This is a genomic window from Acinetobacter pullicarnis, from assembly GCF_006352475.1.
In the GTDB taxonomy this organism is placed as follows: Bacteria; Pseudomonadota; Gammaproteobacteria; order Pseudomonadales; family Moraxellaceae; genus Acinetobacter; species Acinetobacter pullicarnis.
The window spans coordinates 1431479-1456806 of record NZ_VCMZ01000001.1; the positions used below are offsets into that span (position 1 = coordinate 1431479).

General features: G+C 38.5%; 24 protein-coding genes. 14 read left to right on the forward strand and 10 right to left on the reverse strand.

What is annotated here, in order from left to right:
• Positions 1 to 25 precede the first annotated feature (25 nt).
• The 5 genes from FD716_RS06325 to FD716_RS06345 all read right to left on the reverse strand — a co-directional run bounded on the left by FD716_RS06325 (position 26) and on the right by FD716_RS06345 (position 2825).
• Entirely contained in the window at positions 26 to 814 is a 789-nt protein-coding gene (locus FD716_RS06325; RefSeq protein WP_139851498.1) for a thiazole synthase, read from the reverse strand.
• Positions 815 to 827: 13 nt separating this feature from the next.
• A complete protein-coding gene (gene thiS, locus FD716_RS06330) occupies positions 828 to 1025 on the reverse strand; it encodes a sulfur carrier protein ThiS (protein ID WP_139851499.1) in 198 nt (65 codons plus the stop codon).
• 25 nt (positions 1026 to 1050) lie between these two features.
• A complete protein-coding gene (locus tag FD716_RS06335; RefSeq protein WP_139851500.1) occupies positions 1051 to 1416 on the reverse strand; it encodes a DUF423 domain-containing protein in 366 nt (121 codons plus the stop codon).
• Positions 1417 to 1589: 173 nt separating this feature from the next.
• Entirely contained in the window at positions 1590 to 2459 is an 870-nt protein-coding gene (gene rpoH / locus FD716_RS06340) for an RNA polymerase sigma factor RpoH (protein ID WP_139851501.1), read from the reverse strand.
• 141 nt (positions 2460 to 2600) lie between these two features.
• The gene (locus FD716_RS06345) at positions 2601 to 2825 is read right to left on the reverse strand and encodes a sulfurtransferase TusA family protein (protein WP_139851502.1); all 225 of its coding nucleotides are present in this window, start codon (positions 2823 to 2825) and stop codon (positions 2601 to 2603) included.
• Between the two features lie 403 nt (positions 2826 to 3228).
• Here FD716_RS06345 and FD716_RS06350 point away from each other — a divergent pair, with 403 nt between their 5' ends.
• Positions 3229 to 3441, forward strand: coding sequence for a cold-shock protein (locus FD716_RS06350; protein WP_086203340.1), 213 nt, complete (start codon positions 3229 to 3231; stop codon positions 3439 to 3441).
• Positions 3442 to 3547: 106 nt separating this feature from the next.
• On the forward strand, positions 3548 to 4696 hold the full coding sequence (gene rhlB, locus FD716_RS06355; RefSeq protein ID WP_139851503.1) for an ATP-dependent RNA helicase RhlB: 1149 nt from the start codon (positions 3548 to 3550) through the stop codon (positions 4694 to 4696).
• A gap of 145 nt (positions 4697 to 4841) precedes the next feature.
• Here rhlB and FD716_RS06360 read toward each other — a convergent pair whose 3' ends face one another.
• Positions 4842 to 5642: a pseudouridine synthase gene (locus FD716_RS06360; RefSeq protein WP_139851504.1), complete on the reverse strand. Its 801-nt coding sequence runs from the start codon at positions 5640 to 5642 to the stop codon at positions 4842 to 4844.
• Between the two features lie 528 nt (positions 5643 to 6170).
• Here FD716_RS06360 and FD716_RS06370 point away from each other — a divergent pair.
• Positions 6171 to 7562: an L-cystine transporter gene (locus FD716_RS06370; RefSeq protein WP_139851505.1), complete on the forward strand. Its 1392-nt coding sequence runs from the start codon at positions 6171 to 6173 to the stop codon at positions 7560 to 7562.
• Here FD716_RS06370 and FD716_RS06375 read toward each other — a convergent pair.
• A complete protein-coding gene (locus FD716_RS06375) occupies positions 7559 to 8359 on the reverse strand; it encodes an AraC family transcriptional regulator (protein ID WP_171476995.1) in 801 nt (266 codons plus the stop codon). The genes FD716_RS06370 and FD716_RS06375 overlap by 4 nt on opposite strands.
• A 107-nt stretch (positions 8360 to 8466) precedes the next feature.
• On the opposite strand from FD716_RS06375, the gene FD716_RS06380 reads away from it, so the two are divergent.
• From FD716_RS06380 to FD716_RS06390, 3 genes are all read left to right on the forward strand, one after another.
• Positions 8467 to 9291: a sulfite exporter TauE/SafE family protein gene (locus FD716_RS06380; protein WP_139851507.1), complete on the forward strand. Its 825-nt coding sequence runs from the start codon at positions 8467 to 8469 to the stop codon at positions 9289 to 9291.
• A 113-nt stretch (positions 9292 to 9404) separates the two neighbouring features.
• Positions 9405 to 10253, forward strand: a complete 849-nt coding sequence (locus FD716_RS06385; protein ID WP_139851508.1) for a PhzF family phenazine biosynthesis protein — start codon at positions 9405 to 9407, stop codon at positions 10251 to 10253.
• Between the two features lie 391 nt (positions 10254 to 10644).
• Complete coding sequence (locus FD716_RS06390) at positions 10645 to 13419, forward strand: M16 family metallopeptidase (RefSeq protein ID WP_139851509.1); 2775 nt, start codon at positions 10645 to 10647, stop codon at positions 13417 to 13419.
• A gap of 127 nt (positions 13420 to 13546) precedes the next feature.
• Here the strand turns inward: FD716_RS06390 and FD716_RS06395 are convergent, their stop codons facing one another.
• Positions 13547 to 14059, reverse strand: a complete 513-nt coding sequence (locus FD716_RS06395; RefSeq protein ID WP_139851510.1) for a GNAT family N-acetyltransferase — start codon at positions 14057 to 14059, stop codon at positions 13547 to 13549.
• A 99-nt stretch (positions 14060 to 14158) separates the two neighbouring features.
• Positions 14159 to 14554, reverse strand: coding sequence for a DUF3144 domain-containing protein (locus tag FD716_RS06400; RefSeq protein ID WP_139851511.1), 396 nt, complete (start codon positions 14552 to 14554; stop codon positions 14159 to 14161).
• Positions 14555 to 14663: 109 nt separating this feature from the next.
• Here FD716_RS06400 and FD716_RS06405 point away from each other — a divergent pair, with 109 nt between their 5' ends.
• From FD716_RS06405 to FD716_RS06435, 8 genes are all read left to right on the forward strand, one after another.
• Positions 14664 to 15296: a hypothetical protein gene (locus FD716_RS06405; RefSeq protein ID WP_139851512.1), complete on the forward strand. Its 633-nt coding sequence runs from the start codon at positions 14664 to 14666 to the stop codon at positions 15294 to 15296.
• Positions 15297 to 15509: 213 nt separating this feature from the next.
• Entirely contained in the window at positions 15510 to 15911 is a 402-nt protein-coding gene (locus FD716_RS06410; RefSeq protein ID WP_139851513.1) for an ABC transporter ATP-binding protein, read from the forward strand.
• Positions 15912 to 16737: 826 nt separating this feature from the next.
• A complete protein-coding gene (locus tag FD716_RS06415) occupies positions 16738 to 17304 on the forward strand; it encodes a fimbrial protein (protein WP_139851514.1) in 567 nt (188 codons plus the stop codon).
• Positions 17305 to 17744: 440 nt separating this feature from the next.
• Positions 17745 to 17915 carry a hypothetical protein gene (locus FD716_RS18840; protein WP_171476996.1) on the forward strand — a complete coding sequence of 57 codons (171 nt, stop codon included), beginning with the start codon at positions 17745 to 17747 and terminating at the stop codon, positions 17913 to 17915.
• Positions 17916 to 18713: 798 nt separating this feature from the next.
• Positions 18714 to 19286: a fimbrial protein gene (locus tag FD716_RS06420; RefSeq protein WP_139851515.1), complete on the forward strand. Its 573-nt coding sequence runs from the start codon at positions 18714 to 18716 to the stop codon at positions 19284 to 19286.
• A gap of 73 nt (positions 19287 to 19359) precedes the next feature.
• Entirely contained in the window at positions 19360 to 20040 is a 681-nt protein-coding gene (locus tag FD716_RS06425; protein ID WP_171476997.1) for a fimbrial biogenesis chaperone, read from the forward strand.
• A 70-nt stretch (positions 20041 to 20110) separates the two neighbouring features.
• Positions 20111 to 22663, forward strand: a complete 2553-nt coding sequence (locus FD716_RS06430) for a fimbria/pilus outer membrane usher protein (protein ID WP_171476998.1) — start codon at positions 20111 to 20113, stop codon at positions 22661 to 22663.
• A 2-nt stretch (positions 22664 to 22665) separates the two neighbouring features.
• Positions 22666 to 23739 carry a fimbrial protein gene (locus FD716_RS06435; RefSeq protein WP_139851518.1) on the forward strand — a complete coding sequence of 358 codons (1074 nt, stop codon included), beginning with the start codon at positions 22666 to 22668 and terminating at the stop codon, positions 23737 to 23739.
• A gap of 49 nt (positions 23740 to 23788) precedes the next feature.
• Here the strand turns inward: FD716_RS06435 and FD716_RS06440 are convergent, their stop codons facing one another.
• On the reverse strand, positions 23789 to 25246 hold the full coding sequence (locus FD716_RS06440) for a CYTH domain-containing protein (RefSeq protein WP_139851519.1): 1458 nt from the start codon (positions 25244 to 25246) through the stop codon (positions 23789 to 23791).
• Positions 25247 to 25328 lie beyond the last annotated feature (82 nt).

Consider the following 25328-nt stretch of genomic DNA (forward strand, 5'->3'; position numbering starts at 1 on the left):
TTTAGCGCTATTTCTTTAAATCATGTTATTTAAAGAAATAGCCAGTTTCTGGTGAGCTTGCATTGGCAGCCATACGTTTGATCGGCATACGGCCCGCCAAATAGGCTTCGCGGCCTGCTTCAACTGCTTTTCTCATCGCAGACGCCATTAAGATTGGGTTTTGTGCAGCAGCAATCGCAGTATTCATGAGCACGCCATCACAACCGAGCTCCATCGCAATCGCAGCATCACTTGCGGTACCAACACCAGCATCAACCAGGATCGGAACCTTGGCATTTTCTTTAATAATCGATAAGGTATGTGGGTTTAAAATACCCAAACCTGAACCAATCAGACTGCCTAAAGGCATAACTGCAACACAGCCCATACTTTCAAGTTCTTGTGCCACGATTGGGTCATCTGAGGTGTAAACCATCACTTCAAAGCCATCATCAACCAAGACTTTGGCTGCTTTTAGCGTTTCGGTGACATTGGGGTATAGCGTTTTTTCATCACCCAATACTTCAAGCTTGACCAGATTGTGACCATCAAGCAGTTCACGCGCCAACATGCAAGTACGCACCGCACTATTCGCATCAAAACAGCCTGCCGTGTTAGGCAGAATGGTGTATTTTTCTGGGGGAATCACAGACAGTAAATTAGGTTGATCTGGGTGCTGACCGATGTTTACTCTGCGAATGGCGACTGTGACAATTTCTGCCGCACTGGCTTGGATTGCCAAACCAGTTTCAGTCAAATCCTTATATTTCCCAGTACCGACCAGTAAACGAGAGTTAAAACGACGGCTACCGATAATAAGTGGTGTATCTTCCATGCAAAGCTCCATATTAGCCGCCACCGACGGCTTGAATAATTTCAATTCGATCTTGATCAGAAATAGGGGTGGTCTCAAGTTTGCTTTTTGCAATGATCATTTCATTGGCTTCAACAGCAAACCGTTTGCCATCTAAGGAAAGTGTTTGAATCAATTGCAGTAAGTTCGTGCAAGAGGTGTCTTGAACCAGACCATTTAAATAAATTTGCATTACAGACCTATTTAACAACGAAAAACTATTTAGGGTATCGGAATGCATTCCAAGCTAAAACCAGCCAGCCTAAAATCATAAATGCACCTCCAATTGGGGTAATTGCACCAAAGATTCGAGGAATGCCTATACTCATTAAGTAGAGCGAGCCGCAGAATAAAAATATTCCAATTTGTAGACAAATAAAACTGAATTTTATAGGGAGGCGCGGGAGGGTTTTGGCCATGATACCTAAGGCAAGTAGCCCAAGTGCATGATAGAAAAAGTAGTCAGTTGCTGTATGCCACCATGCAAGTTGCTCAGGTGTGGCAAATGATTTCAATCCATGTGCACCGAAGGCACCTAAAATTACAGCAAATGTTAAATTGAGTGCAGCGATAGCAATCCACATAAGCAAGTATTGTCTTCATCAAATTGTGCCCAACTTTAGCATATATTCTTCAGATGAATAAAGAAAAACAATCTAAGCTATGTTGAAATCGAAGGAGAAAATAAAAAGGCCGTCATGCAGACGAATGTATGATGAAATATTCCGAATGCATAACAACCTGGTGTAGCTTTAAATTAATTTGAGGACATGGCGACTTTAATTTTTTCCATCGCATTTTTTTCTAACTGACGGATGCGTTCAGCTGAAACATTATATTCTGCGGCAAGTTCGTGCAGCGTCGATTTATCATCATCTAACCAGCGACGTTGTAAAATCGTACGTGAGCGATCATCGAGTTGATCCATCGCTTCATGTAATGCTGTGTTGCTTTGTGTCTCATAATCCTCGTTTTCAACCAATCGCGCAGGGTCATAGCGATTGTCTTCGAGGTAAAGCGCTGGAGCAACATAACTTGGACCATCATCATCGTCCTCACCTTGTGCTTCAAATGCAGCATCATAAGCCGTCAGGCGTCCCTCCATTTCGAGTACTTGCTCTGCTGTTACGTTTAATTCATCTGCAATGAGTTGTGCTTCAGCAAGGGTAAGTTTTTTACTCGATTTTTTTAGGCTACGTAAATTAAAAAATAATTTACGCTGTGCTTTGGTGGTTGCAATTTTAACGATTCGCCAATTTCGAATGACGTACTCATGAATTTCAGCTTTAATCCAATGCACCGCAAATGAGACCAATCTGACTCCCATACTTGGGTCAAAGCGTTTAACGGCTTTCATTAAGCCTAGATTGCCTTCCTGAATGAGGTCTCCTTGAGGTAATCCATAACCCGCATAACTACGCGCAATATGAACCACAAATCGGAGATGGGACATTACCAGCATCTTTGCCGCATCTAAATCTTGATCATAAAAATAACGCTCGGCTAATTCTTTCTCTTGCTCGGGCGTTAAAATAGGGATTTGATTGACAGTGCTAATATAAGCACCAAGATTGACGCCTGGCGCAGATAAGGACAGGGGCATCAATTGATTGCTGCTGTCACGCATGTATTCTCCTTATCGGATGAGCTTTGTATTGATACCAATGAGATCATCTTAATTAGATTAATTGCGATTGGTAAGCAATTTAGGGTAGAGAAATGTAAAACAATCTACAAATATGGATGTATTTAGTTTAAGTGGAAATAATTAAGATTCAATGAGGTAATGAAATTCGTGTGTTGAAGTCTTACTTAAATGGCAGCTGATCTGATTGATTTGACAGTAGCGCAAAATATCAATCTCACTATGTGGATCAGACGAGCGTAGCAAGAATTGTTGCTGAGGTTGTGCGTTTTTAAGTTCACGTTTCAACATGAGCAATGGCATTGGGCAAGGTTTACCTAATGCGTTGATATCAATGAGCTGAGTCATTACCAGTGAGAACTCGACCTGTTTAAAAATGGGTTTTAGTATAGCTGAGTTAGGTCAAAATAAGCAGCCATTGCGCTTAAATTTTAACTTAACTCCTTCACTTTACGACTTATTATATTAGGATGGCTGAAAGACTAAAATCACTAAATAATTTTTATGAAAGAATTCTATAAAAAAATCTATTAATTAGTATTGACCCATGATAAGCTCGGCTAGTACTTGGGCTTTACGATAATACAAAAATTGTTTTAAACCCTACTACTAATGGATGTAACCGGGATTTTGTTAATAGTTTTACAGAATGATTACAAGCTTTGAAATTAATAAATATTTTAAACACTTGTTTGCTCTGCTGTTTGCAACACCGGGTGGTCCTTCTATCTTAATTACAGAGGATTAACTTATGACAGCTCGCGAACAAGGCGTAGTGAAATGGTTTAACGACACTAAAGGCTTCGGCTTTATTCAACGTAGCGGTGGTGATGATGTATTTGTTCACTTCCGTGCGATCCAAGGTGATGGCCATCGTTCACTACGTGATGGTCAACGCGTTGAATTCAGTGTTGTGCAAGGTCAAAAAGGTTTTCAGGCTGAAGAAGTTCAACCTCTAGACTAATTCCCTCGTTTAATTACAAGGGTTGCGCTCCAATTTCGATGAATTGGGGCGTTTTTGTTTATAATAGCGTATATTTTACGTGACTGACTGTGTAGAGCGTCCATTTATGTCTGGTTTCCAAACCCTGAATTTACATCCGCAACTAAAGCAAGCGATTGATGCTCTAGGGTTTAAACAAATGACCCCAATCCAGCAGAAAGTGCTTACATATACACTTGCGGGCCACGATGCAATCGGGCGTGCTCAAACCGGAACTGGTAAAACTGCTGCATTTTTAATTAGTATTATCAATGATTTGTTACTTAATCCGATTACAGAACAACGTTATCGTGGTGAGCCACGTGCCTTAATTTTGGCACCAACACGTGAGTTGGCAATTCAGATTGAAAATGATGCTAAAGATTTTGTTAAATTTACCAATCTCAATGTCGTGACCTTGGTGGGTGGCGTTGATTTTGATAAGCAAAAAAAACAATTAAATGAAAATTTTGTCGATATCTTGGTCGCGACACCAGGACGTTTAATTGATTTTACTGAACAGAAAGAAATTTGGTTAGATCAGATTGAATTTCTGGTTATTGATGAAGCTGACCGTTTACTGGATATGGGATTTATTCCTTCAGTAAAACGTATTGTGCGTTATTCACCAAGAAAAGAGCAGCGCCAAACGCTGATGTTCTCTGCAACGTTTAGCTATGACGTACTTAACTTGGCACAACAATGGTTATGTGAGCCAGTGACTGTTGAAATTGAGCCAGAAAAGAAAACCAATGAAGATGTAGAACAACGTGTTTATGTCGTTGCAAAACAAGACAAATATAAGTTGTTGCGTGAAATCTTAAAAGATGAGCCGATTGAAAAAGTGATGATATTCGCCAATCGTCGTGATCAAGTGCGCAAACTTTATGAGAATTTAAAAAGAGATGGTTATCGTGTGGTCATGCTTTCGGGTGAAATTGCACAAGACCGTCGCTTGAAAATGCTAGATCAATTCAAGAATGGTAATCACAATTTAATGATTGCAACAGATGTGGCAGGACGTGGGATTCATGTTGATGGCGTTTCACACGTGATTAACTTTACTCTACCTGAGCAATCAGATGATTATGTGCATCGAATTGGTCGTACAGGTCGTGCTGGTACACAAGGAGTGAGCATAAGCTTCCTGTCAGAGGATGATGCGTTTTATTTGCCTGAAATTGAAAAAGCAATTGGGCAAAAATTACCACTGACGCGTTTAGATGGTTATTGCTAATATCAGTTGAATGATACTGCTGACTGCTGTTAAAAACCCGAAGATTGAATCTTCGGGTTTTTTGTTAGGATCTATGTGAAAATTAAATCATTTCAAGTGATGAGTGTGCTTTTAACAATTAAAGACACGCAAGATCTTTGAGTAATTATCTTGGGCGACGTCCGCGACTCTTGGTGTTGGTGCGTGTTGTACCATTGGTTTTACGACGTGGTTTGTCTGCATCGTCCATTTGCCAAATACGTGGTGTACCGCCACCTGATCTCTTTTTCGCTGGTTTTTCACCACGCTCTTCATCTTTTGCTCTTGAGAAGTGTGGTTTAGCTTTAGGCGAATTTTTCTTCTCAAATGAACGACCTGTATATGGTTTATCTGCAGGCACATCTTTGAAGTCTGGGTAGAGCAACGGTTCAATTTCTGTTTGCTCACCAGGTTGTAAATTCAGGCGAACCAAGTCAATCGAACCGATTTTGGTCCGGATTAGACGTAAGGTTGGGAAACCTACAGCAGACGTCATACGACGGACTTGGCGGTTACGTCCTTCACAAATTTGAATTTCAACCCAAGAGGTAGGAATGTTTGCACGAAAACGGACTGGAGGGTTACGTTCCCACAACCACTCAGGTTCACTAACTTTGTCGGCTTTGGCAGGGAGGGTGATGCCATCATTGAGTTCTATACCACTACGTAACTTGGCTAAAGCTTCTTCGGTAATATCACCATCAAGTTGGACTAAATATGTTTTAAACTTTTTGTTAGCTGGATTGGTAATGAATTGATTTAGACCGCCATGGTCAGTAAGAAACATCAAACCTTCAGAATCAAGATCTAAACGACCTGCAATTCTAAGACTGGGATCATTGATGAAATGAGTCACAGTTAAGTGCGTCTCATCTTCTCGAAATTGAGAGAGCACATTAAAAGGCTTGTTGAGGATAACAACTTTCACGATAAACACCTAATAAATAAGAGTTTTAAAATTCAGACTGGGTAGGTTACCCGTAAAGATACCCGTTTTGGTTCGGGTGAGTAAAAATAAAGCCCACTATATGGGGGCTACTATATCAGATTCCGTTTTATGCTCTTCAATTTTATTTTGAACATAGGATGAATACTTGCTAGTTCCTTGTCAGTAAGCTGAATCGGTTGGCTAATATCAACAGTATTTACCATGCTGTAAAATTTATCTTTCCGTATAACCAATGCCAGCTCTGATGCTAATGAGCTTCAGTCACTATATTAAGATTGAGCAATTAAGATTGAGCAAGCGTAGGGCGATAAAGCAAAATGGCTTAAAACAATAGGGCCAAGGCTCAATTCAAACGATTAGTTGTGAGCTACGAAGCATCTAGAGATGCTTCGTTCGTGTCTATTTCAAGTAAAAACGAATTAGATTGCTGTTTTTCAGATGAAGCTAGCCTTTTGCATCAGTTTTACTTGCCTTATACTTTAGCCAGTTGTTATCCATGGAATCTAGATGAGCATTAGCCTAATTTTGAATATTGTCATATTCATATTATTAATTATATTTTTGAAAAAAAGCAGTAAAAGTCATTGGAGTCTCGCACAAAAAGTTTTTGCTGGTTTATGTCTTGGCGTTGTGTTCGGCTTTATTTTACAAGCAGTCTATGGTGAAACATCAACAGTATTAAAAGACTCAATTTCATGGTTTAACATTGTTGGGAATGGTTATGTCAAGCTGCTGCAAATGGTGGTCATGCCTTTAGTATTGGTATCAATACTCAGTGCGGTGATTAAGCTACACAATGCTTCTTCTCTTGGAAAAATAAGTGTTTTTAGCATTGGGACCTTATTGGTGACCACGGCAATTGCGGCCTTGGTTGGTGTTGGGGTAACCCAGTTATTTGGTTTAAGTGCAGCAGGCTTGGTGCAAGGGACGCAAGAATCGGCACGCTTAGATAAAATTAATGCAGATTATATTGGAAAAGTAACCGATCTAAGTGTTCCAGATATTTTTCTTTCGTTTATTCCGACCAATCCTTTTGCTGAACTGACAGGGGCACATCCGACCTCGATTATTAGTGTCGTGATTTTTGCGACATTTTTAGGCATTGCTGGCATTCAATTAATTAAAGACAATGCCGAAAAAGGACAGCGGATTATCCTCGCCATTGATACCTTACAAGCATGGGTAATGAAATTGGTGCGGTTAGTTATGACCTTAACACCATACGGTGTATTTGCCTTAATGACCAAGGTGGTGGCGAGTTCAAATATTACCGATATCATTAATTTAGCAGGCTTTCTGGTTGCATCCTATTTAGGCATTGCAATTATGTTCGCAGTACATGCCTTGGTGCTTAGATTGAGTGGGGTTAATCCATTACGATTCTTTAAAAAAGTAATGCCTGTACTAACCTTTGCATTTACCAGTCGTTCAAGTGCAGCCAGTATTCCACTCAGCATTGAAGCACAAACCCGTCGTTTGGGTATTCCAGAATCAATTGCTAGTTTTGCAGCTTCCTTTGGAACCACGATTGGTCAAAATGGTTGCGCAGGTTTATATCCAGCCATGCTTGCGGTAATGGTGGCACCAACGGTTGGGATTAACCCATTCGATCCAGTGTGGATTGCAACCTTAGTGGCTGTGGTGACCTTGAGTTCGATTGGTGTTGCTGGTGTGGGCGGTGGTGCGACCTTTGCGGCATTGATTGTCTTGCCGATTATGGGCTTGCCAGTCACTTTGGTGGCGCTATTGATTTCAATCGAGCCTTTGATTGATATGGGACGTACCGCGTTGAATGTCAGCGGTTCAATGACCGCAGGCATGGCGACCAGTCAATGGATGCAGCAGACAGATAAAGATATTTTACTGTCAGATCGTGAAGAGCTGCTGAATCATCGTTAAATGTTGCTGTTGGCGTGAACAGACGAATCGATGGCTTGTGTGCTGGAAAAGTAACGTGAAGGACTAATGCCAAAGATTCGTTGGAACATGTTGCTGAAGGCTGCGGGGTTTTTAAAACCCAAGCTATAAGCAATATGATGAATCGGCTGTTGTTTGATGAGTTTTTCAAGGCTCAGTAGCACACAGGCATGTTGACGCCAAGTCGAAAAAGGCATGCCAAGCTCTTGTTTAAATAAGCGACTAAAATGACGTTCACTCAGATGCAGCTGCTCAGCCAGTTGTAAGGGGGAAACATGGATGTTAGGTGCTGCGAGAAAGTTCTGACAAAGCGCCAAGAGTGCAGGCTGTTGCGGTAAGGGCAAATGCAATTGAATGGTTTCGGCTTGCGCCAACTCACAAAAAATTAAATCAAAAATCAATTGATCATGCATGGAAAATGGCGCAGTTAGTTGCGGTGCTTTAAGCAATAACTGACGCAGTAATGCTGAAATCGACAAGACCTCACATTGGGTTGACGTCCGTGGCAGCTGTGTTGGACAAATATAAAGGCTACAGGTGCGTACCTTAAACATCGTGAGTTTATGTGGCACATTGGGGGGAATCCAGACCGCACGTTCCGGCGGAATAATCCAATTACCATGCGGTGTTTCAATTTGAATAATCCCTTCTGCGCCATAGAGCAGCTGCGCTCGTTGATGCTGATGGGTTTCAAGGACTTGATAGGCCGAATAGTTATTTTCAATCGCAATAATACGATGCTCAAGATGCTCAACGCTGTGAATCGATACCTGTTGCATAAGCATGTCCGATTGAAGTAGCTAAATGCGGAATATAGCAAGTTTTAAGTCAGTAGCGCTGATTAAACTGCATTTATTTCCACGCATTATTTTACTTGGGCGTATCAATGGAACTGTATTTATTAATGTTATTGGTTGGAATTTGCAGCGGTATTTTAACTTTATTGTTTGGCTTTGGTGGGGGATTTATCATCGTCCCGTTGGTTTATAGCACCATTCGCTTTTCGACCTCAATTGATTCAATGGCTTATGTACTGGCATTTAAGAGTGCAGTCGCAACTTCATTATTATTGATGATCGTTAACGCAGGTATGGCGAGCTATCAACAGCATAAAAAGGGCAATATTCCACAGGGTTATATTTTTCCTTTGGCTTATTGGATCGCGCTTGGGGCGATTTCTGGAACAGTACTCGCGCTCTATAGTCATGCCGACCTATTAAAGTGGTGCTTTGCGATTTATTTATTGATCACCATTGCGGAATGTATTTATCGCAAAGCACAGCAGCGCCATCACAGTGCTGCTACAGGCCAAGTACGTGCTTTAACTGGTGCTGAAAAAACGGTTGGGGGATTACTGATAGGTAATATCGCTGCAGCCCTTGGGGTGGGGGGCAGTGTGATGACGGTGCCGTTATTTCGTCGTTGTGGTTTAGATATGCGTGGTGCGGTGGCTCTGGCCAATCCCTTGAGTTTGCCTGTGGCAGTGGCGGGTTGCTTCAGTTATGTGGTGGTTTATTTATTTAATCCGATTGATTTAGGAACACATTTTATAGGTTTGTTTTACTTGCCTGCGATGCTGTGCCTCGTGGTGGGTGGCTTTATTGGGATGCGCTGTGCAATGCCGTGGGTGGGGCGTTTGTCTAATCGATGGCATGAATGGGGCTATATTAGCTTGTTATCAGTGGTGTTTTTGGTGATCGTTTTTAATTGAACTCGATTTATTTTTAAACGCATTTTCGATCTGTACACAATTTCTGTTTTCATCTGTATCTATATTTGCCGAGTGGGGTTCGGCACAATAGCGCCATGATCAAGGAGATGAATATGAAGATGTACCAAGTTGATGCTTTTAGCAAAGTGCTGTTTCAAGGCAACCCTGCAGCGGTATTGGTGTTAGACCAATGGCTCGATGTTAGTCTGATGCAAAATATTGCAGCTGAAAACAATTTGGCTGAAACGGCTTTTGTGAAAAAGATGGATGATCAGAATTATGCAATCCGTTGGTTTAGTCCTGAAGTTGAAGTGGCTTTCTGCGGACATGCGACCTTGGCCAGTGCCTTTGTCTTATTTCGAGATTTTACCTCAGCCAAATGCATCAATTTCCATGTGAAAGACTTAGGTATATTCATTGTTCATCAAGCTGAAGATGGCAAAATTCATATGAATTTTCCAATTCGCCGTCCTCAGCGCCTTATTGAATATCCTGAACTGATTCATCAAGCGATTGATCGTCCCATTGTTGAGGTCTATCTCAATGCACAGGCATATATTTTGGTCTGTGCCACTGAAGCAGATGTCAGGGAAGCACAGCCAAACTTTGATGTGATTCGCAGCTTGGCAGGGCCAGATTTATTACGCACCGCGATTACTGCTGCGACGATCAAGGAGAGTGAGCCAAGTTTAGATGTTGCGATTACAGCGAATGCCGCAGACTATGATTTTGTCTCACGTTATTTTGCGCCACATATTGGTATCGATGAAGACCCAGTAACGGGTTCATTACATACGGGCTTAGCACCGCTTTGGGCGGAGAAATTAGGGAAAAATCAGTTGGTGGCATTCCAAGCTTCAGCGCGTGGTGGTGAATTACATTGCGTGATGAAAGAGAATGAGCGAGTTGAAATTTCAGGCTACGCCAAACTGTTTATGCAAGCTGAAATCATTGTTGAATAAGTGATTTTAAATAGCCTAAGTATTGTTATAAGTCTGAGCTAAAAGTTAACTTATTGATACGTCAATTGTGCCCATGTCAAAACCTTTGGCATGGGCTTTTATATGAATGTTTTTTGACGGTTTTTTGATTGGTTTTTGATTCATTAAGAGGGGGGAAGAATAAGATTCAATTTTAAATAAATTAAAATTGAATCAGTTGTTTAATTTTTTATTGATGTGTTTGAGTGGATGCTGAACTGGTTTTAAGCTGAAATTGCTGCAAATTAAGGCTGAGTTGTTGAATTTATGTGAATTAAGCCATTTTCTTTTCAAAACTCTACTATTCAATTGATTTAGGGTTTCTTAATATAAAAAAATTGTTTTTCAAAAAACCCTTAAGTTAGGAAGCTTTATGTTGATGCGGTTAAAACAACTTACATTTTCACTTTGTATTTTAGGGATCAGTGCCAGCAGCATGGCACAAACGGTTTTGGTTAAAAGCGACCATAACATCGAAGAATATAAATTGGATAATGGCTTGCGGGTGATTCTGGCGCCAAACGATAAAGAGAGCAAAGTCTTTATTAATACCATTTATTTAACCGGTTCATTAAATGACCCTAAAGGTAAAGGTGGCCTAGCGCATTTGCTTGAGCATTTAGCATTTAAAGGTACGAAAAATATTAAAGATGACGAATTTCAACGTCGTTTAGATCAATACACGCTGATGACCAATGCCAGCACAGATTATTACTCAACTAAATATACCAATATCGTCAGACCAGAACAGAAAGCGCTCGATCAGATTATCCATCTTGAAGCTGAGCGTATGGATAAATTGGTCTTACAAGAAAAGTTTGTACCATCAGAAATTGCGATTGTGATGCGTGAGCGTGAAGTGCGCATGGATCAACCTTTTTCAGTCATGCTTGATCAGATGTGGAAATCAGCCTATGGCAATCAATCATTAGGTCGTTTACCGATTGGCGATCTAAACGAATTACAATCGATCAATATGCAGGAATTGAATACGTTTTACCGTAATTGGTATGCCCCAAATAATGCCATTATGGTGATTAGCGGAAAATTTGATAAAAATGCCGTATTAAAACAGATCGATCAGCAATTTAGCCCAATTCCTGCACGTAAGGTTCCAGCCCAAGCTCAAGTGCCACTGCTCGATTCAGCTAAATTGGAACAACGTCAGTTTAGTGTGCAGAAAGGCAGTGATTTAGCCAAATTTAATATTTATATGAATGGCAAAAATGACAAGATTAAAACGACGCTGGCATTAACCCCATATCTATATACCTTACAGCCGAGCGGTCATCTGTATTCAAGTATGGTGGAAACAGGCACCAGCACCAATGTTCAAGCATCGACTTGGCTCGATCAAGATTTCAACGTGGTGTTTATGGGGGCAATTTATGCACCGAACCATGATGAGAAAAAGGTGACGGCAGATTTGATCACTGGCGTTGAGCAAAATCAGCCATTTAATGATGTGGAATTGAAGCGCGTTAAAAACTTATTCCAAAATCAAGCAGATAGTATCGTTAATGATGCGACTGCGATGGGGTCGGTTCTGAGTAATTATGCTGTGTCTTCACAGGGCAATTGGGATCAATATTTTACAGATCTGAGTGACGTACAGGGCTTGAGTGTAAAAGAGGTTAATCAAAATCTTAAACAGTTCTTGGTGCCACAGCATCGCGTCAGTGGTGATATTTCACCAACACCTGAAGATCAGAAAAAAGCCCAAGAGCAGAAGCAAGCAGCAGATCAGCCGAAAACCCTTGATCAGGCTGAAAAGCCAGCACCGTTGAAAAATGTCAAAGTTTATAAAGCCGAAGTTGCGCAATATTTAAAACGTTCTGAACAGCATCTTAAGGCAACTGAGCCGAAAATCCAACGGGGTCAATTGGCCAATGGCATGCAATATGCCTTATTCCCAACGGATACGCGTGATGATAAAACCTATGCCAGTATTCAAGTGAATTTTGGTACAGCTGAGTCGTTGTTTAATCAAGGTGAAATTGTTGATTTTACAGCATATCTACTTTTAAGAGCCTCCGAGAAATATAGCCTACAAGATATCGCAGATAAATCGATTGATGCAGGTGGCATGGCGGTTGCGAGTGCTGCAGGCACGGGCATGAATATTCAGATTGTGGCCAAAAAAGAGAAATTTGCAGATTTCTTTGCCTATATCGTAGATGTGATGAAGCAGCCCAAATTTGAACAAACGCAATTTGATTTGATCAAGTTGCAAAGTTTATCGAGTTTAAATCGTCCTTATACCGAGCCAGAAACGGTTGCTGCTTTGACGATTTCACGTTTAATCGAGGTTTATCAGCCGGGTGATTTACGTTATCACTTTGAACCTGAGTTAGCGAAGAAGCAGATTGAAGCCGCAAGCCAAGCTCAGGTTGTCGATTTATATCAAAAATTCTTTGCGATGAATCATGCACAGATTGCCATTACTGGTCAGTTTGATGCAGCTGCGATGAAGAAAATGCTGGAAACCGACTTTGCCCATTGGAATGGTCAGCAACGCTATCAACGTCTGAGTGGTGAATATAAGCAGTACCAAGCACAGAAAGTCCATGCTTTGGCAGAGCAGCGTGAGTTTGGTAATTATCAAGCTTTATTGACCTTGCCTGTAGGTGTTGATAATTCTGATGCTGCGGCACTGATTGTGATGAGCTATATTTTGGGTGATTCACAATTGTCATCACGTTTAGGTCAAGAATTACGTGAAAAAAATGCCTTGGTGTATGGTTTCGGCAGTAATCTGAGTCTTGATTCTTTTGATGACGTCGGGGCGCTAACCATTCAAGCCAACTATACTGCTGGCAAGTCTGCTGAAGTTTCCCAAGTGGTTGCTAAAGTACTCAATGACTTACTCAAAAAAGGGGTCACTGAGCAAGAATTGGAAGCAGCAAAAGCCAGTATTATGAAGCAACGTGTCACGTCCTTAGAAGATGATCGCAATATTCATCGAATGCTGCTTAGCCAATTAGAGCGTGGTAAAAATCTACAAAGTCGTCAAGTCCGTGATCAGGAATTTGCCAAATTGCGTAAGGCAGATGTCGATACCGCGATTAAGAAATATATTAAGCTTGATCAGTTGGTTGAGGTGATGTCGGATCAATACGCGCAAGCGCCTAAGCCAGTAGAGAAATAATTGAAAGTTTAAGCGATAGGCTAGGGGGATTAAATCGCCTCAGCTGAAGCGGTTAACTTAAACAAAAGCCAGTTCCTATCATGCGGACTGGCTTTTTTATGGCTGCATCGTTGTTTATCTGGATGACCTACAGGTTTTTTCCAAGAATATGCATTTGGCTCTGCTGGGTTGTCGCAACGAATAGTATGTTTTTAATCAAATGCATGCCACAGCGTTGATAAAAGCTTTTGGCTGCTGGGTTGGATGCAAGTACTTCCAACCAGATAAAGCGATCGCCGTGTTGCTTAGCCAAGTCTTCAATGTGTTGAAAGATCGCCTGACCATGACCTTGCCCAGTACTTTGTGGCAGTAGATATATTTTATTTATTAACGTGCCTATATGTGCTTCATCTGGGATCTGCTGAGCGTAGCTTAATTTAACTAAACCAATGGCTTGCGTCGTTCGAATGATGAACCACTCGATATTTTCTTGCATCAAGCTGAAGTGAAGGGCTTGAAGGCCATATTCTGCTTCTAAGTATTGCTCTAGCGCTGTTTCTGAATTCCATACATCAGCAAAATGATGTCGGTAACTGCGACCCCCTAAATCATTAAGCAGCGCAATATCGTGTTCGGTCGCAAGGGATAGGGTTAGCGCCATGATTTTCTCTTTGCATGAAATGGTTGTTGAACGTCGTGACCGAGCGTGCAAAAAATTAAGCCCGATTGGGCTTAATTGAATAACTCAAATTATAATAGCTTAATGTGTGTGGTCATCATCATGTTTATGCGTATGAAAATCTTTATTTTTACGGAAACGGAGATAGTTTTCAAATTGCTCACAATACTCTTCATAGTTGTCTTCAAGCATCATTTGAAATTGTTGCAAGATGTAGCTCATGACTTGGTCTTTGGCTGCACGCATTTCTTCGCCATCTTTGAAGTTATTGGCCGCTACCCATGTGTTAAAACGGGCTGTACCAAACAGCATTGCAGCACTGACTTGGCCACGTAATTCTTCTGGCTTAGGCGTTTCGCCTTTGGCTGGACGACAAAACTCGTTGGCTTGTTTAATAAACGCATCAGCACGTTCAAAAAAAACAGCATTTAAAGCTTCTTCTTCGGTGACATCCGTAGCCACTATTTTTTCAGACATGACTTTTTCCACAAATAAAATACTGATCTATTATAGGCAAAGCCTTGCTCAAACAGAACCTTTGTCTTATGCTAAAAATAGCCTAAGTAAACATAAAGATGGATCTGTTATGCAAGATGCGATTGCGGTACAAAGTCTGAAAAGCGATATTGCACTTTTACGCCAAAATATTTGGCCGCCCCAACATCTGGCCAATGTTGAAGGTTTACCGATTTATTATGCCAATGCAGCAGAAGCCGCACATTATGCTGCGCAATGGTCGGGATTGATTGAGCGGGCGCAGGCGTTATATCAGCCATTCATGCAAGATGAAGTGGTTGATGCGATTCACTTGCCCAGCCATTTAAATCTACCGTTATTTTTCTTTCATGTAGATCGCATTCGTATTAATAAAACCCCAGCGAAGGAATCTAAAACCTTTCGCGGAATTGCCAGTCTGGTTGAAAAATGTGGTCAATTTGAGCCAGATGAAATCCGCGCGATGCAACATTGGTTAGACAGTGATGATACGGCCGTCTTAATTGCACACCGTGAATTTATTGATTTAAGAACCTATGTGTTTCAACATGGTCAAAGTGAATACACTCGAACCCGTTTTTATGTGAATGGGGTAGTGCTGAGCACAGAGTCTCATTTTGAAATTGTTGACGCACGAGATAAACCCCGCAAACAACGCAGTGACAGTTATAAAGACCCGCTTGCGGATAATAAAACATGGAAAATTTATGCGAAGAATCGTTAAACGGAAGTCCGCATGAATATTATTCAAGGTACCCACTATTGGCGTTTAAGCAGTTGTATTTCTGAATTTAAAAATGGTTGAAAATGAACACTTTGAATCAAAGTGTTCAACAGTATAAACAAGCAGTAGCAAACTAAAATAAAGAGAGCGCGATGCTCAAAATAATCGTCTACTCCAGATCAATTTGACTGGAATAATAAAAAAGGTGATTTGATGCAGTTGCAATGGCTAAAGCCTTATTTTGCGGTCTGGAATATCCTTAAACAATATTATAAAAAACCACAAATGCTGATGTACTTATTGGCCATTTTAATTTTATTTTCCACACTACTGTCGGTTTTTCTACCTTATTTGATGAAGCAAATTGTTGATATTTCTCAGTTAGATCAGGAACGCTTAAGTTCTCAACCGTTGTGGAACTGGAATAACTTGTATGTCTTGGCAATTGCCTATGTTCTGGGTTGGTTGTTTAGCAATATCCTGCTGACATTCATACGTGCACAAGTGAGTACTTTGGTTGTAATTAGTCATGCAATCTATGCCAAACAATTTGCAGATCATCTCATTGACCTTGATGCGCTGACTGAAATATCAGCTAAAAAAGCATCTGAGTAGATCAGCGTTTAAATTAAAGCTGCTATGTAATTTAAGATTTTTGCTACAGTCAGGGTCGATCTTGAACTGCACCTGCAAGACTGGGCTTCAATTAACTGTATCGTGGATTTATATTGGAGGTTGGTATGCGGTCAATAATGAATGACTATTAATTTAATTTTTAGTAAAATTTTATTTAAATATCAGCCTAATTAATTTCTTGTTTTTCAGTTGTTTGTATTTAGCTTTATTTTATTTTTTGATAAAAACTACTTATTATTAATAATGTTTATTTTGGTTTTTCTGCATTATTTTTTTAATTTTATAATGATTGTTTGGTATTATTTTTTGAAATAAAAAACCAACATTTATTGCTGGTGGTGATTGGGTTTTGTTATTTTTGAAATTTGACAATTCAAATAACAACATATTTGAATGTAATTTATATTTAAATGTTTGATGTCAAAGAGAAATGATTTTTTTATTTAAATTTTTTATTGATTTTAGATTTTACCAATTGTTTTAAAATACAATTAATGTCTTTTTGATAAGGGAGTTGTAATAAGTATTTATGAGTTATTTTATTATTGAAGTGTAAAAAAAATATCATAATTATTTTTTTTAAGTGAAAATTAAATCATTGCTCGTTGAACTTCTTTTTAATATGTTTTAAAAAACCATAGCTTGTATATATCGATAATTTATTGTTGATTAAGTTTTTTTGTACTTTGAAAAACTTTTTTTAAATATATAGATTTTATCGATTTCTTTTGCTGTGTTTAAATTTTATTGAATAAGCTGAACTTGTAACTGATTTTAAATTTTTCTTCTTTTAGGTGAGGGTTCTATGAAAATGGCAGCAATGGTCAAAATATGCTTGGCACTAATAGGTCTGGTGACAACAATGCATACTTTTGCAGCGCTAGTTGAAGCTGGAGTGGTTAAACTTCAGGGGACAATTTATAGTGCTACTTGTACTGTCACAGTCAATGATCAAGCACTTATTGATGGTACACCTGTTGTAAATATGGGGCGATATCCAAGTAGTATATTTAGTTCCAGTGGTGCGATTGTCGGTGGTGGAAAAGGGAATGGTCAAATAAAAATTGCTGCTCAAGACTGTCCTGACCAAGGTACTATCGAGCTAACTTTTGATGGTAATGTCTATCCAACTGATAATCGATTATTACAATTAGATGCTGGTGAGAATACAGCAAAAAATCTTGGGATTGCATTATATCGAGGTGCAGCAGGAATCGGAGAGCGTATTAGTTTTAATAAAGTGTATCCATATAAAGTAAATGGCGATAAAAATTATAAAATTGATTTCATTGCTGCATATATCTCGACTGAAGATGTTGTTGTTGCAGGTTTAGCGAACTCAACATTAAACGTTAATCTAGCCTATAAATAATGAATAAAATAAATCATTATGTGAGGTTGGTTTTTTGAATGTGATTTGGGGTGATTTTAAATTCAATGATGGCTCAATTTAATATTTATGTGTTGTACGGAGTTTTAGTTGAGATATTTAGTTTAGATAAACTGTATTAATAAGTAGCATTTATATGGTTTAAAATATTTTCGTGGTTTTATTGGTGTTTTCATATTCATAGGCCACGGATGAAATTTACAGTCCAGCAATGACAAAAAATATGCTGTTCGCTAGCGGAACGGCAATGGGTATGCTCTCGGCTATTGAGGAAAGTGGTGCAGTTAAAACTTCAAGGGGGAATTTATAGTTCGACTCGGACGTGAGTTGTCAACGATTAGGTGCTTGTTGGTGGGGTGCCACTTTTAAATATGGGGCGATATTCAACAAGGCCCTTTAACAGCACAAGCGTGGGAGTAGTCTTGTATCAAGCAAATATCATCGCAGATACCAACCAACTCGATCCTAATAAGAGTTATTGCCATGCTGTTATTGATGGAAAGTCTCATGAGGTGACTTGCCGCGCAGCATATATATCAACTGTAATAACGATTGCTGCTGCTATTGCAAATGTAACAGTAGGTATGCAATGAGTTTATAGATAATTTTCTCAATCTACCTATCAGATATTATTTAGGTACACAGTTGTTCGCTAAACTTAAAGAATAGATTGAAACCACTAAAGATAAGGTAGGCGTAATTTATATAAGTGGAAGAATAAACGAATATTATTGTGGGTAAATATTTTAACCTTTATCTATCTTAAAAATAATGCTTAATTTTTTAGAATATAAGTGTCTTTTTTTATGTATTTCTTAATGTTTTAGTGTGGATATAGGGATTATATTTTTATAATCAGCTAAAGGTAATGATAGTGTTGGAGAGTATTTTGCTTTCATCAGTATACCTCTAATTAAATGGTATATGATTTACATATAAATGATTATCAATAATTTTCGTTTTAAGGATTTTATTCTAAAGTTAGTAACTAAGTATTTCATTGTTATTTTGATTGTGCTTATACTTAACTTAAATGAAGTGGTATATGTTGTATGTTGATTCTATTTTATTGATTTATATTAGGTTGTGGTGGTTGTGAATCGGTTTTTTTAATATTTTATTTTTTATTGGGTATATATTTCTTGTATTATCTTTTATTGCTGAATTGTAAAAATAATATCAAATTAATTAATTTTAGTAGAGAATTCAGCTGTTACTAGTTTGATTTTAATTTAAGTGCTTTTCTTGATATATAAAAAATTATTTTCATAGAGTTTTTGGTTTTTCATATTATTGAAATAACTTTAAACCTCATTTTTAGTTTTGACTAGTATTTAATGAATCGAACTTAGTGATCAATACTTAAATCTTTTATTTTAAGCAGGCCATATATGAAACTTACAGAAATGACAAAAATATTTTTAGCAACATTAGGAATGGGGCTAGGAGCAAGCACGTTTGCTGCACCTTCCCAAAATGGGATAGTTAAACTTCAAGGAACTATCTATAGTTCAACCTGTACAGTAACAGTGAATGATCAGCTATTGGGTAATGGCACACCAATTGTAAATATGGGGCGATATTCAACAAGTTCATTTGGGAATACTGGGAGTATTGTTGGTGGTAAAAATGGAAATGGAGAACTAAAAGTTGTCGCTTCTGACTGTCCAGATAGTGGTACTGTAAAGATGAAATTTAGTGGAACTGCAGTAAGTACAGATGGAAATGTTTTGGCTATTGATAGTGATGGTGGGAAAGAAGCACAAAACCTAGGAATTATAATCTATCAAGGAAAAGATTTAAATAATCCGCTAGCTATTAATAAGGAATATATCTACAACCTAACTGGTGGTGATAATAAAGAGTATGTACAAGACTTCCGTGCTGCATATGTATCAACTGCAGATACAGTAACTGCAGGTTCGGCTAATTCAACAATGAATGTAAACATGGAATATAACTAATATTGCGTTAAACATAAACCAAAATATTTTGGTTTATGTTTTTATATTTTGATTCATGGGGAGAATGAATAGGATGAATTTAAATCTCAAAAAGCAAATATTTGCTTTAGTGAGTTTGGTTTCAGCTCAAAGTTATGCAGGTATTGGTTTAGAGACAACGCGTATTATTTTCAACCAAAATGATAAGAATGCATCTGTTACAGCCTTTAATACTGATGCTAATACTGGATTTTTACTTCAATCCTGGGTAGAAGGGGTCGATAGAAAGCTGTCGCCAGATTTTGTCGTGACACCACCATTGATGAAGTTGGGTCAAGATAAAAAAAATACCTTAAATATCTCTAAAGTTGCAGATTTATCAAATAATAATGTTGAGCAGTTATATTGGTTGAATGTTCGTTTTATACCGCCAGGTAAGGAAAACAGTGAAAATGTTTTACGATTTTCATTAACGAATCAAATTAAGTTAATTTATCGTCCCGAAATTTTAGAGAAAGTTGATTTTAGTAAGGAAGTGAAAAAAATAATATGGACAGTAACCGGAGATAAATTGGTGGTGAATAATCCAACTCCTTATATTATTAATTTAAATTCAATCAATATTGATGCGCAGCCTGTAGAGGAAATTACCTACTTGCTTCCACAGACTGAAACGAATTTTAAACTAAAATCGAAAGCTTCTGTAAAACCAAAAATTGAATTTTCTTATATTAATGATTATGGTGCTGTTGTGAAACTAGATGTGGACCATTAATTATTATTTTTATATAAATACTTATTTTTGATTTTAATCAATAAATATTCAGCACTAGGTTTTAATGACAATGTATAAATATCATGTCTTTTTAAAATTTCAAATGGTATTACTTACTTTGACCTGTTCCATATCATTGAATAGTTACGCGGGGGAGTACTTTGCCCCAGAATTATTGATGTTAGGAAGTGGTGAGAAAGAAAGATATACCAACGAAGATTTAGCTATTTTTGAAAAAAGTGATATTCCTCCAGGGGTGTATGATCTTGATATATATATTAATAAAAGAAAATTGGAACATAAGAGTGTTGAATTATTTTTGCTAAAGAATGAAATTGGTAAGGATTTATTAGTGCCATGTTTGACTCAATCTGAATTAACAGCATATGGTATCAAATTATCGAATAACTTTTTAACTGAAACAGTTAATAACGGTTGTGTTGATTTATCGATAATTCCTTACCTAAAAACAGAGGTTGATTTAGAAACACTTTCTATAAAAATAGCTGTACCTCAAGCAAATATAGATGAAAGTAGATTGGTAAATTTTGAAAAAAAATTTTGGGATAATGGAATTCCTGCACTTTTGTTAGGTTATGACTTTTCTCAGTTTTCAGCACGCCAAGATGGTAAAACAAAAGAAAACTATTATGGCAATATACGTGCAAATATAAATATTGGCGCATGGCGTTATGAAAACTATTCTGTTTTGACCAAGAACTCAGGTGAAAATACAGATTGGAATACGATTAGTAATACCTTAAGTACGATTATTAAACCTATTAATAGTGATTTAACGATGGGGAATACTTATACATCATCCTCAATGTTTGATACGGTTAAGATTAAAGGTGCAAAACTCAGTTCTAATCTACAAATGTTACCTTCTGCTTACAGAACCTATGCGCCAAATGTTCAAGGTTTAGCTGATAGCGAGTCGGTTGTCACGATTACTCAAAACGGTAACGTGATTTATAGAAAGTCCTTGCCAGCAGGCCCTTTTAATATTACTGATTATTACCCAATGGGCAGTGGTGGTAATTTAAATGTGAATGTTACTGGTACTGATGGTCAGCAAAAAAACTTTATCGTGCCATTTTCATCAATGGGGGTCTTTGAACGGAAAGGCAATTATCAATATAGTTTTGCTAGTGGTAAATATGATAGCTCAGGCGACCGTGATGGGACTTATTTGAATCAGTTAAATTTTCATTATGGATTAACAAATTTTGTAACGCTCTCTGCTGGTGCACAAATCTCTAGTCCGTATAAAGCTTATGCACTTGGGACTGGATTAAATATGGGAAGTTTCGGCGCTGCTTCTCTTGATATGGTTCATGCTCAAACTAAAACATTGAGTCGGAGCTTTAATGGTAATTCATTTAAAGTAAACTATAGTAAAAATATTCTTCCAACCAATACCAATCTAACAATTGTTGGTTATAAACATTTTGATGATCAGTATTATGGATTTAATGAGGCAATGGCATTAGATGATAATTTTGATCGGGATGTGAGTAAATTAAAAACTGAATATACTGCATCTATTAATCAAACCCTTCCCAAGAAATGGGGGCAATTAAACTTATCCTCTACGGTATATAACTATCGAAATGGTCAAGATAATACAACCATAAATATGGGCTACTCAAATTCGTATAATCAAATTTCCTATAGTTTATATTATAATTACAATAAAGGGCAGAAGTTCGGGTATGTCGATGACCTTAAAGAAGACAGTGATTATAGTCTTGGGCTGAGTGTTAGTTTCCCACTTGATTATGGTCGTATTAAGAACCCAATATATGCTGGCTATTCGGTATCTACCAATAAAGAAAATTATACGGTACAAAATTTAAATGTGAATGGTTCTTCTGGTGAGCGTCAGCAAATCTCATGGGGGGTATATCAAGGCTATGATCACAAAGGTAATGATTATTCAGGTGGATTGAGTGGGACATATCAAGCACCTTTTGCCAATATGAGAGCGGGTTATTCATATAATGGCGATCTAAAAAATACAAATCTAGGCATCAGTGGTGGTGTCGTCGCCTCAAAGTACGGGCTATTATTTAGTCAGCCTTTACAAGGAACCAATGCACTTGTGGTTGTTGATAATGCGAAAGGTGTTCAAGTTCAGAATTCGATTAGTGCAATTACCAATAATGCAGGCGTAGCGTTAGTCAGTGGTTTACAACCTTATCGTGCCAATACCATTACACTTAATAATGGAACAATTCCTGAAGACATTGAAATCGAAAATACCGTTATTAATAATATTATGCCGACCCAAGGTGCTTTGATTCTTGCAAATTTCACGACTGAAGTCGGTTATAAGTTGCTCTTAAAGGTGACGGATGAAGCAGGGAGAGAGGTACCCTTTGGTGCTCAAGCCAGTGTGAACCAGGGGCGGCCTGCAATTATTTCAAATTTTGGGCAACTTTATATGTTAACTCATCAAAAAAAAGGCAATATTCAGGTGCAATGGACACGTGATGCTCATAAAGAATCATGTGAAATATCCTTTGACCTTGAGAAAGCCAAGGTGGTCAATGGTCTCTATATGATGCCTGTTGTATGTAGGGATAATACTCAAAGCATTGTACTGAATAGTGGGACGTAATTATGAGAAAAATTTATAAAGGTTTATTTATCGTCACTGCTTTGTTTGCGTCTAATTATGCTTTAGCCAATTGTTCGAACAGTTACGGAAAGCCAAATACCACCAAGATCGAAATGAACGGGATGATGCCAAGTTATGCATTAACAGGTCCATTAAAACAAGGTGACTTAGTTACTCGAGTAACTGTTGATTATAAGCCATCTAAAACGGATAAGTTGAAATGTACGCCTGACTCACAAGTCTTGCTTAAAATGCAACGTGCTAATTATGCTGCAGTTGATTATATGGGGGAAGTTCCGGTCCCTCATGCATATTACATTCATAAGGATGCGAGAGGAAACTCAAAACCAGATGACCCCTCAAATGATTGGATCTATACAGTGCAATTGCCAGATGGTGAATTTTTTTATAATAATCAGTTCGGGAATCATGGTCGTGAAATAAACGTTCCTGAATCTGATGATTATGGGCCAAAGCAATTAATTATCTCATTATATGCGGGCAAGGATAATCCGACGACACCACTGACTTTTGGTAGTGCAGGTCAGGTGAGTTTTATGGCACATATTCAATTAAATGGTTGGTCATCTACTGATAGTGAAGGGTTGATATATTCTACAACAGGGACAATTACTCCTGCTCCTATAGTCAATATTTGCAGTCTTGATGTTGGCTCAAAAAATTTGACTTTTAATTTACCTCGTACTGCCAGTAGTGTGTTTCAAAAAATTGGTGATGTGTCTGGTAATGTGACTGAAAATCTAACCGTTGATTGTAGTGGCGAAATGATTGCGAGTATGAAACTCAGTAATGCAAACTTTATACAGGATATGAATGGAGAAAATACCATCATCAAGCCTGCTAAAGATGGGCAAGATTCACAAGCGCTTGGGGTTGGATTTGTTTTGTCGAGTGATGGACAGCGAATAAACAGTGAAGATTTTGTGAAAATACCACAAGTGATGGGCAAAGGAAAAACCAATATACCGATCAAAGCAGAATATTATCGCTTTGGCTCAGATATAAAAGCAGGCAATGTTGAGGCGACTGCAGATTTTACCGTGACGTTTAATTGATTAAGTCAGCCTCACCCACTGACGCTTGCAGTGGGTGGCCTAGGATGGTTTATTTCAAGAATTTACGGCTAACCAAGAACTGCTCAGTGGCTTCAAGCAGTTTTTCTGCATAGGCCTCTTGTTTGGCGGTGAGCCAGCCCAAGGCAAACCAGTCACTGGCTTCAAGTTCACTTTCTTGCAAGTAAGAAGCGGATGCCGTCAGAATATGATATTGCTCCGCGGCTTGCTGTGCATCTTGCAAAGACTTGCTATATTTCTGCAAGTTTTTTACATCATAAATACTGGTCAAGAGTGGGAAGCTAAATTTTAGTTCATTGAGACGCTGTGCCAATTGCGTAAGACTGTCCAAAGCATTTAGATCGACTGCGCTCAAGCTGTCTTGTAAAAGCTTATATTGCTGTTGCAAAGTATTCTGTGCGAACTGTTTGAGGTCTTGCTTTTGCACCTTGCCCGTTGGGCTCAAACTAAACATCAGCAAATCCAAATAATGCTGCACGTTTTGTGTAGATTTGACTAAATTAACCAGTTTTTCTTTGCCATATAAAATGTCTTGATCTAGGCTGGCTGCTGTTTTGGGGTTTTGCAATAAAGCCGCCAAGGTATGCTGCATATGATCGAGATGTTCTAAGTGGCCAAAATAGTCTTTAAATGCACCGAGTTGCTGCAACCATTTTACCGAGATTCCAGCACTCCAATCTTTTAAAATAGAAAGACTTAAATACAGGTGTTGCAATGCCAACTGTGCTTGCTGGACATGTTCGGGAGTGGCGACGCCTGCTGAAATTGCCGCGATATTGGGCAATAAATGCTGCAATTGATTGGCGATCAATAACCGAAGGTTATAATCCGCGCTTTCTTTTTTATTGAACTGAAATGCGCTTTCCAAGGTTGCTGGGCTCACGTCGAGCTGTTGCAATAATAAATTGCCAAATTCAGCCTTGCTACGCACATCTAACCACAGTTGATATTTTTTGACCCACTCATAGCAAAAGTTCAACAGGCTTTGCAACGATCCTTGTTTTAATTCGAATTCAATTTCATAAACCTGATGTTGCGCATCACCACTGCGAATTTCGCCAACATCAAGGCTAATTTCAATTTCTGCATCTTCAAATTGCACCATTTTTGCGGTGCGTGTAATGTCAGTTTCAAATTGCAGTTGAAGGCTCTGCTGTTCTGCCCCCAGTGCTTGATTGAGGATCTGTGCTGCTTCTGCATGTGCTTCATAAGCAGCGAGGTCTAGACCATCTGGTGGAGTTTCACCCAATTCGAGATTATGTTCAAAACGATGCAGATGGCTTTTACCTGCAGCTTTTAGGGTTTGAACCCATTGCTCGCCTTCACGTCTTTGGCGTAGCGCAATGCCTTGTGCAGCTAATTTACGATCTGCGGTATCAAAATATTTCGCTTGTAATTGAAGAGTTTCAGCGCCTTTTGAGTCGATTGCCTTCAGCAAAGCATTGCGGCGAGCTGCTGCAATCTGAAACTTTAATTCAATCTCAACCATGGTGAAATCCTAGAAATATTATTAAATCATTATTTAAAAAAGCAGTATTGGTCAATCGCATATTACTTCAACCAATCTAAAC

Bases quoted from the DNA above. Each gene is read 5' to 3' on its own strand.
- FD716_RS06325 (WP_139851498.1), bottom strand. From the start codon at position 814: ATGGAAGATACACCACTTATTATCGGTAGCCGTCGTTTTAACTCTCGT.
- thiS (WP_139851499.1), bottom strand. From the start codon at position 1,025: ATGCAAATTTATTTAAATGGTCTGGTTCAAGACACCTCTTGCACGAAC.
- FD716_RS06335 (WP_139851500.1), bottom strand. From the start codon at position 1,416: ATGTGGATTGCTATCGCTGCACTCAATTTAACATTTGCTGTAATTTTA.
- rpoH (WP_139851501.1), bottom strand. From the start codon at position 2,459: ATGCGTGACAGCAGCAATCAATTGATGCCCCTGTCCTTATCTGCGCCA.
- FD716_RS06345 (WP_139851502.1), bottom strand. From the start codon at position 2,825: ATGACTCAGCTCATTGATATCAACGCATTAGGTAAACCTTGCCCAATG.
- FD716_RS06350 (WP_086203340.1), top strand. From the start codon at position 3,229: ATGACAGCTCGCGAACAAGGCGTAGTGAAATGGTTTAACGACACTAAA.
- rhlB (WP_139851503.1), top strand. From the start codon at position 3,548: ATGTCTGGTTTCCAAACCCTGAATTTACATCCGCAACTAAAGCAAGCG.
- FD716_RS06370 (WP_139851505.1), top strand. From the start codon at position 6,171: ATGAGCATTAGCCTAATTTTGAATATTGTCATATTCATATTATTAATT.
- FD716_RS06375 (WP_171476995.1), bottom strand. From the start codon at position 8,359: ATGCAACAGGTATCGATTCACAGCGTTGAGCATCTTGAGCATCGTATT.
- FD716_RS06380 (WP_139851507.1), top strand. From the start codon at position 8,467: ATGGAACTGTATTTATTAATGTTATTGGTTGGAATTTGCAGCGGTATT.
- FD716_RS06385 (WP_139851508.1), top strand. From the start codon at position 9,405: ATGAAGATGTACCAAGTTGATGCTTTTAGCAAAGTGCTGTTTCAAGGC.
- FD716_RS06390 (WP_139851509.1), top strand. From the start codon at position 10,645: ATGTTGATGCGGTTAAAACAACTTACATTTTCACTTTGTATTTTAGGG.
- FD716_RS06395 (WP_139851510.1), bottom strand. From the start codon at position 14,059: ATGGCGCTAACCCTATCCCTTGCGACCGAACACGATATTGCGCTGCTT.
- FD716_RS06400 (WP_139851511.1), bottom strand. From the start codon at position 14,554: ATGTCTGAAAAAATAGTGGCTACGGATGTCACCGAAGAAGAAGCTTTA.
- FD716_RS06405 (WP_139851512.1), top strand. From the start codon at position 14,664: ATGCAAGATGCGATTGCGGTACAAAGTCTGAAAAGCGATATTGCACTT.
- FD716_RS06410 (WP_139851513.1), top strand. From the start codon at position 15,510: ATGCAGTTGCAATGGCTAAAGCCTTATTTTGCGGTCTGGAATATCCTT.
- FD716_RS06415 (WP_139851514.1), top strand. From the start codon at position 16,738: ATGAAAATGGCAGCAATGGTCAAAATATGCTTGGCACTAATAGGTCTG.
- FD716_RS06420 (WP_139851515.1), top strand. From the start codon at position 18,714: ATGAAACTTACAGAAATGACAAAAATATTTTTAGCAACATTAGGAATG.
- FD716_RS06425 (WP_171476997.1), top strand. From the start codon at position 19,360: ATGAATTTAAATCTCAAAAAGCAAATATTTGCTTTAGTGAGTTTGGTT.
- FD716_RS06430 (WP_171476998.1), top strand. From the start codon at position 20,111: ATGTATAAATATCATGTCTTTTTAAAATTTCAAATGGTATTACTTACT.
- FD716_RS06435 (WP_139851518.1), top strand. From the start codon at position 22,666: ATGAGAAAAATTTATAAAGGTTTATTTATCGTCACTGCTTTGTTTGCG.
- FD716_RS06440 (WP_139851519.1), bottom strand. From the start codon at position 25,246: ATGGTTGAGATTGAATTAAAGTTTCAGATTGCAGCAGCTCGCCGCAAT.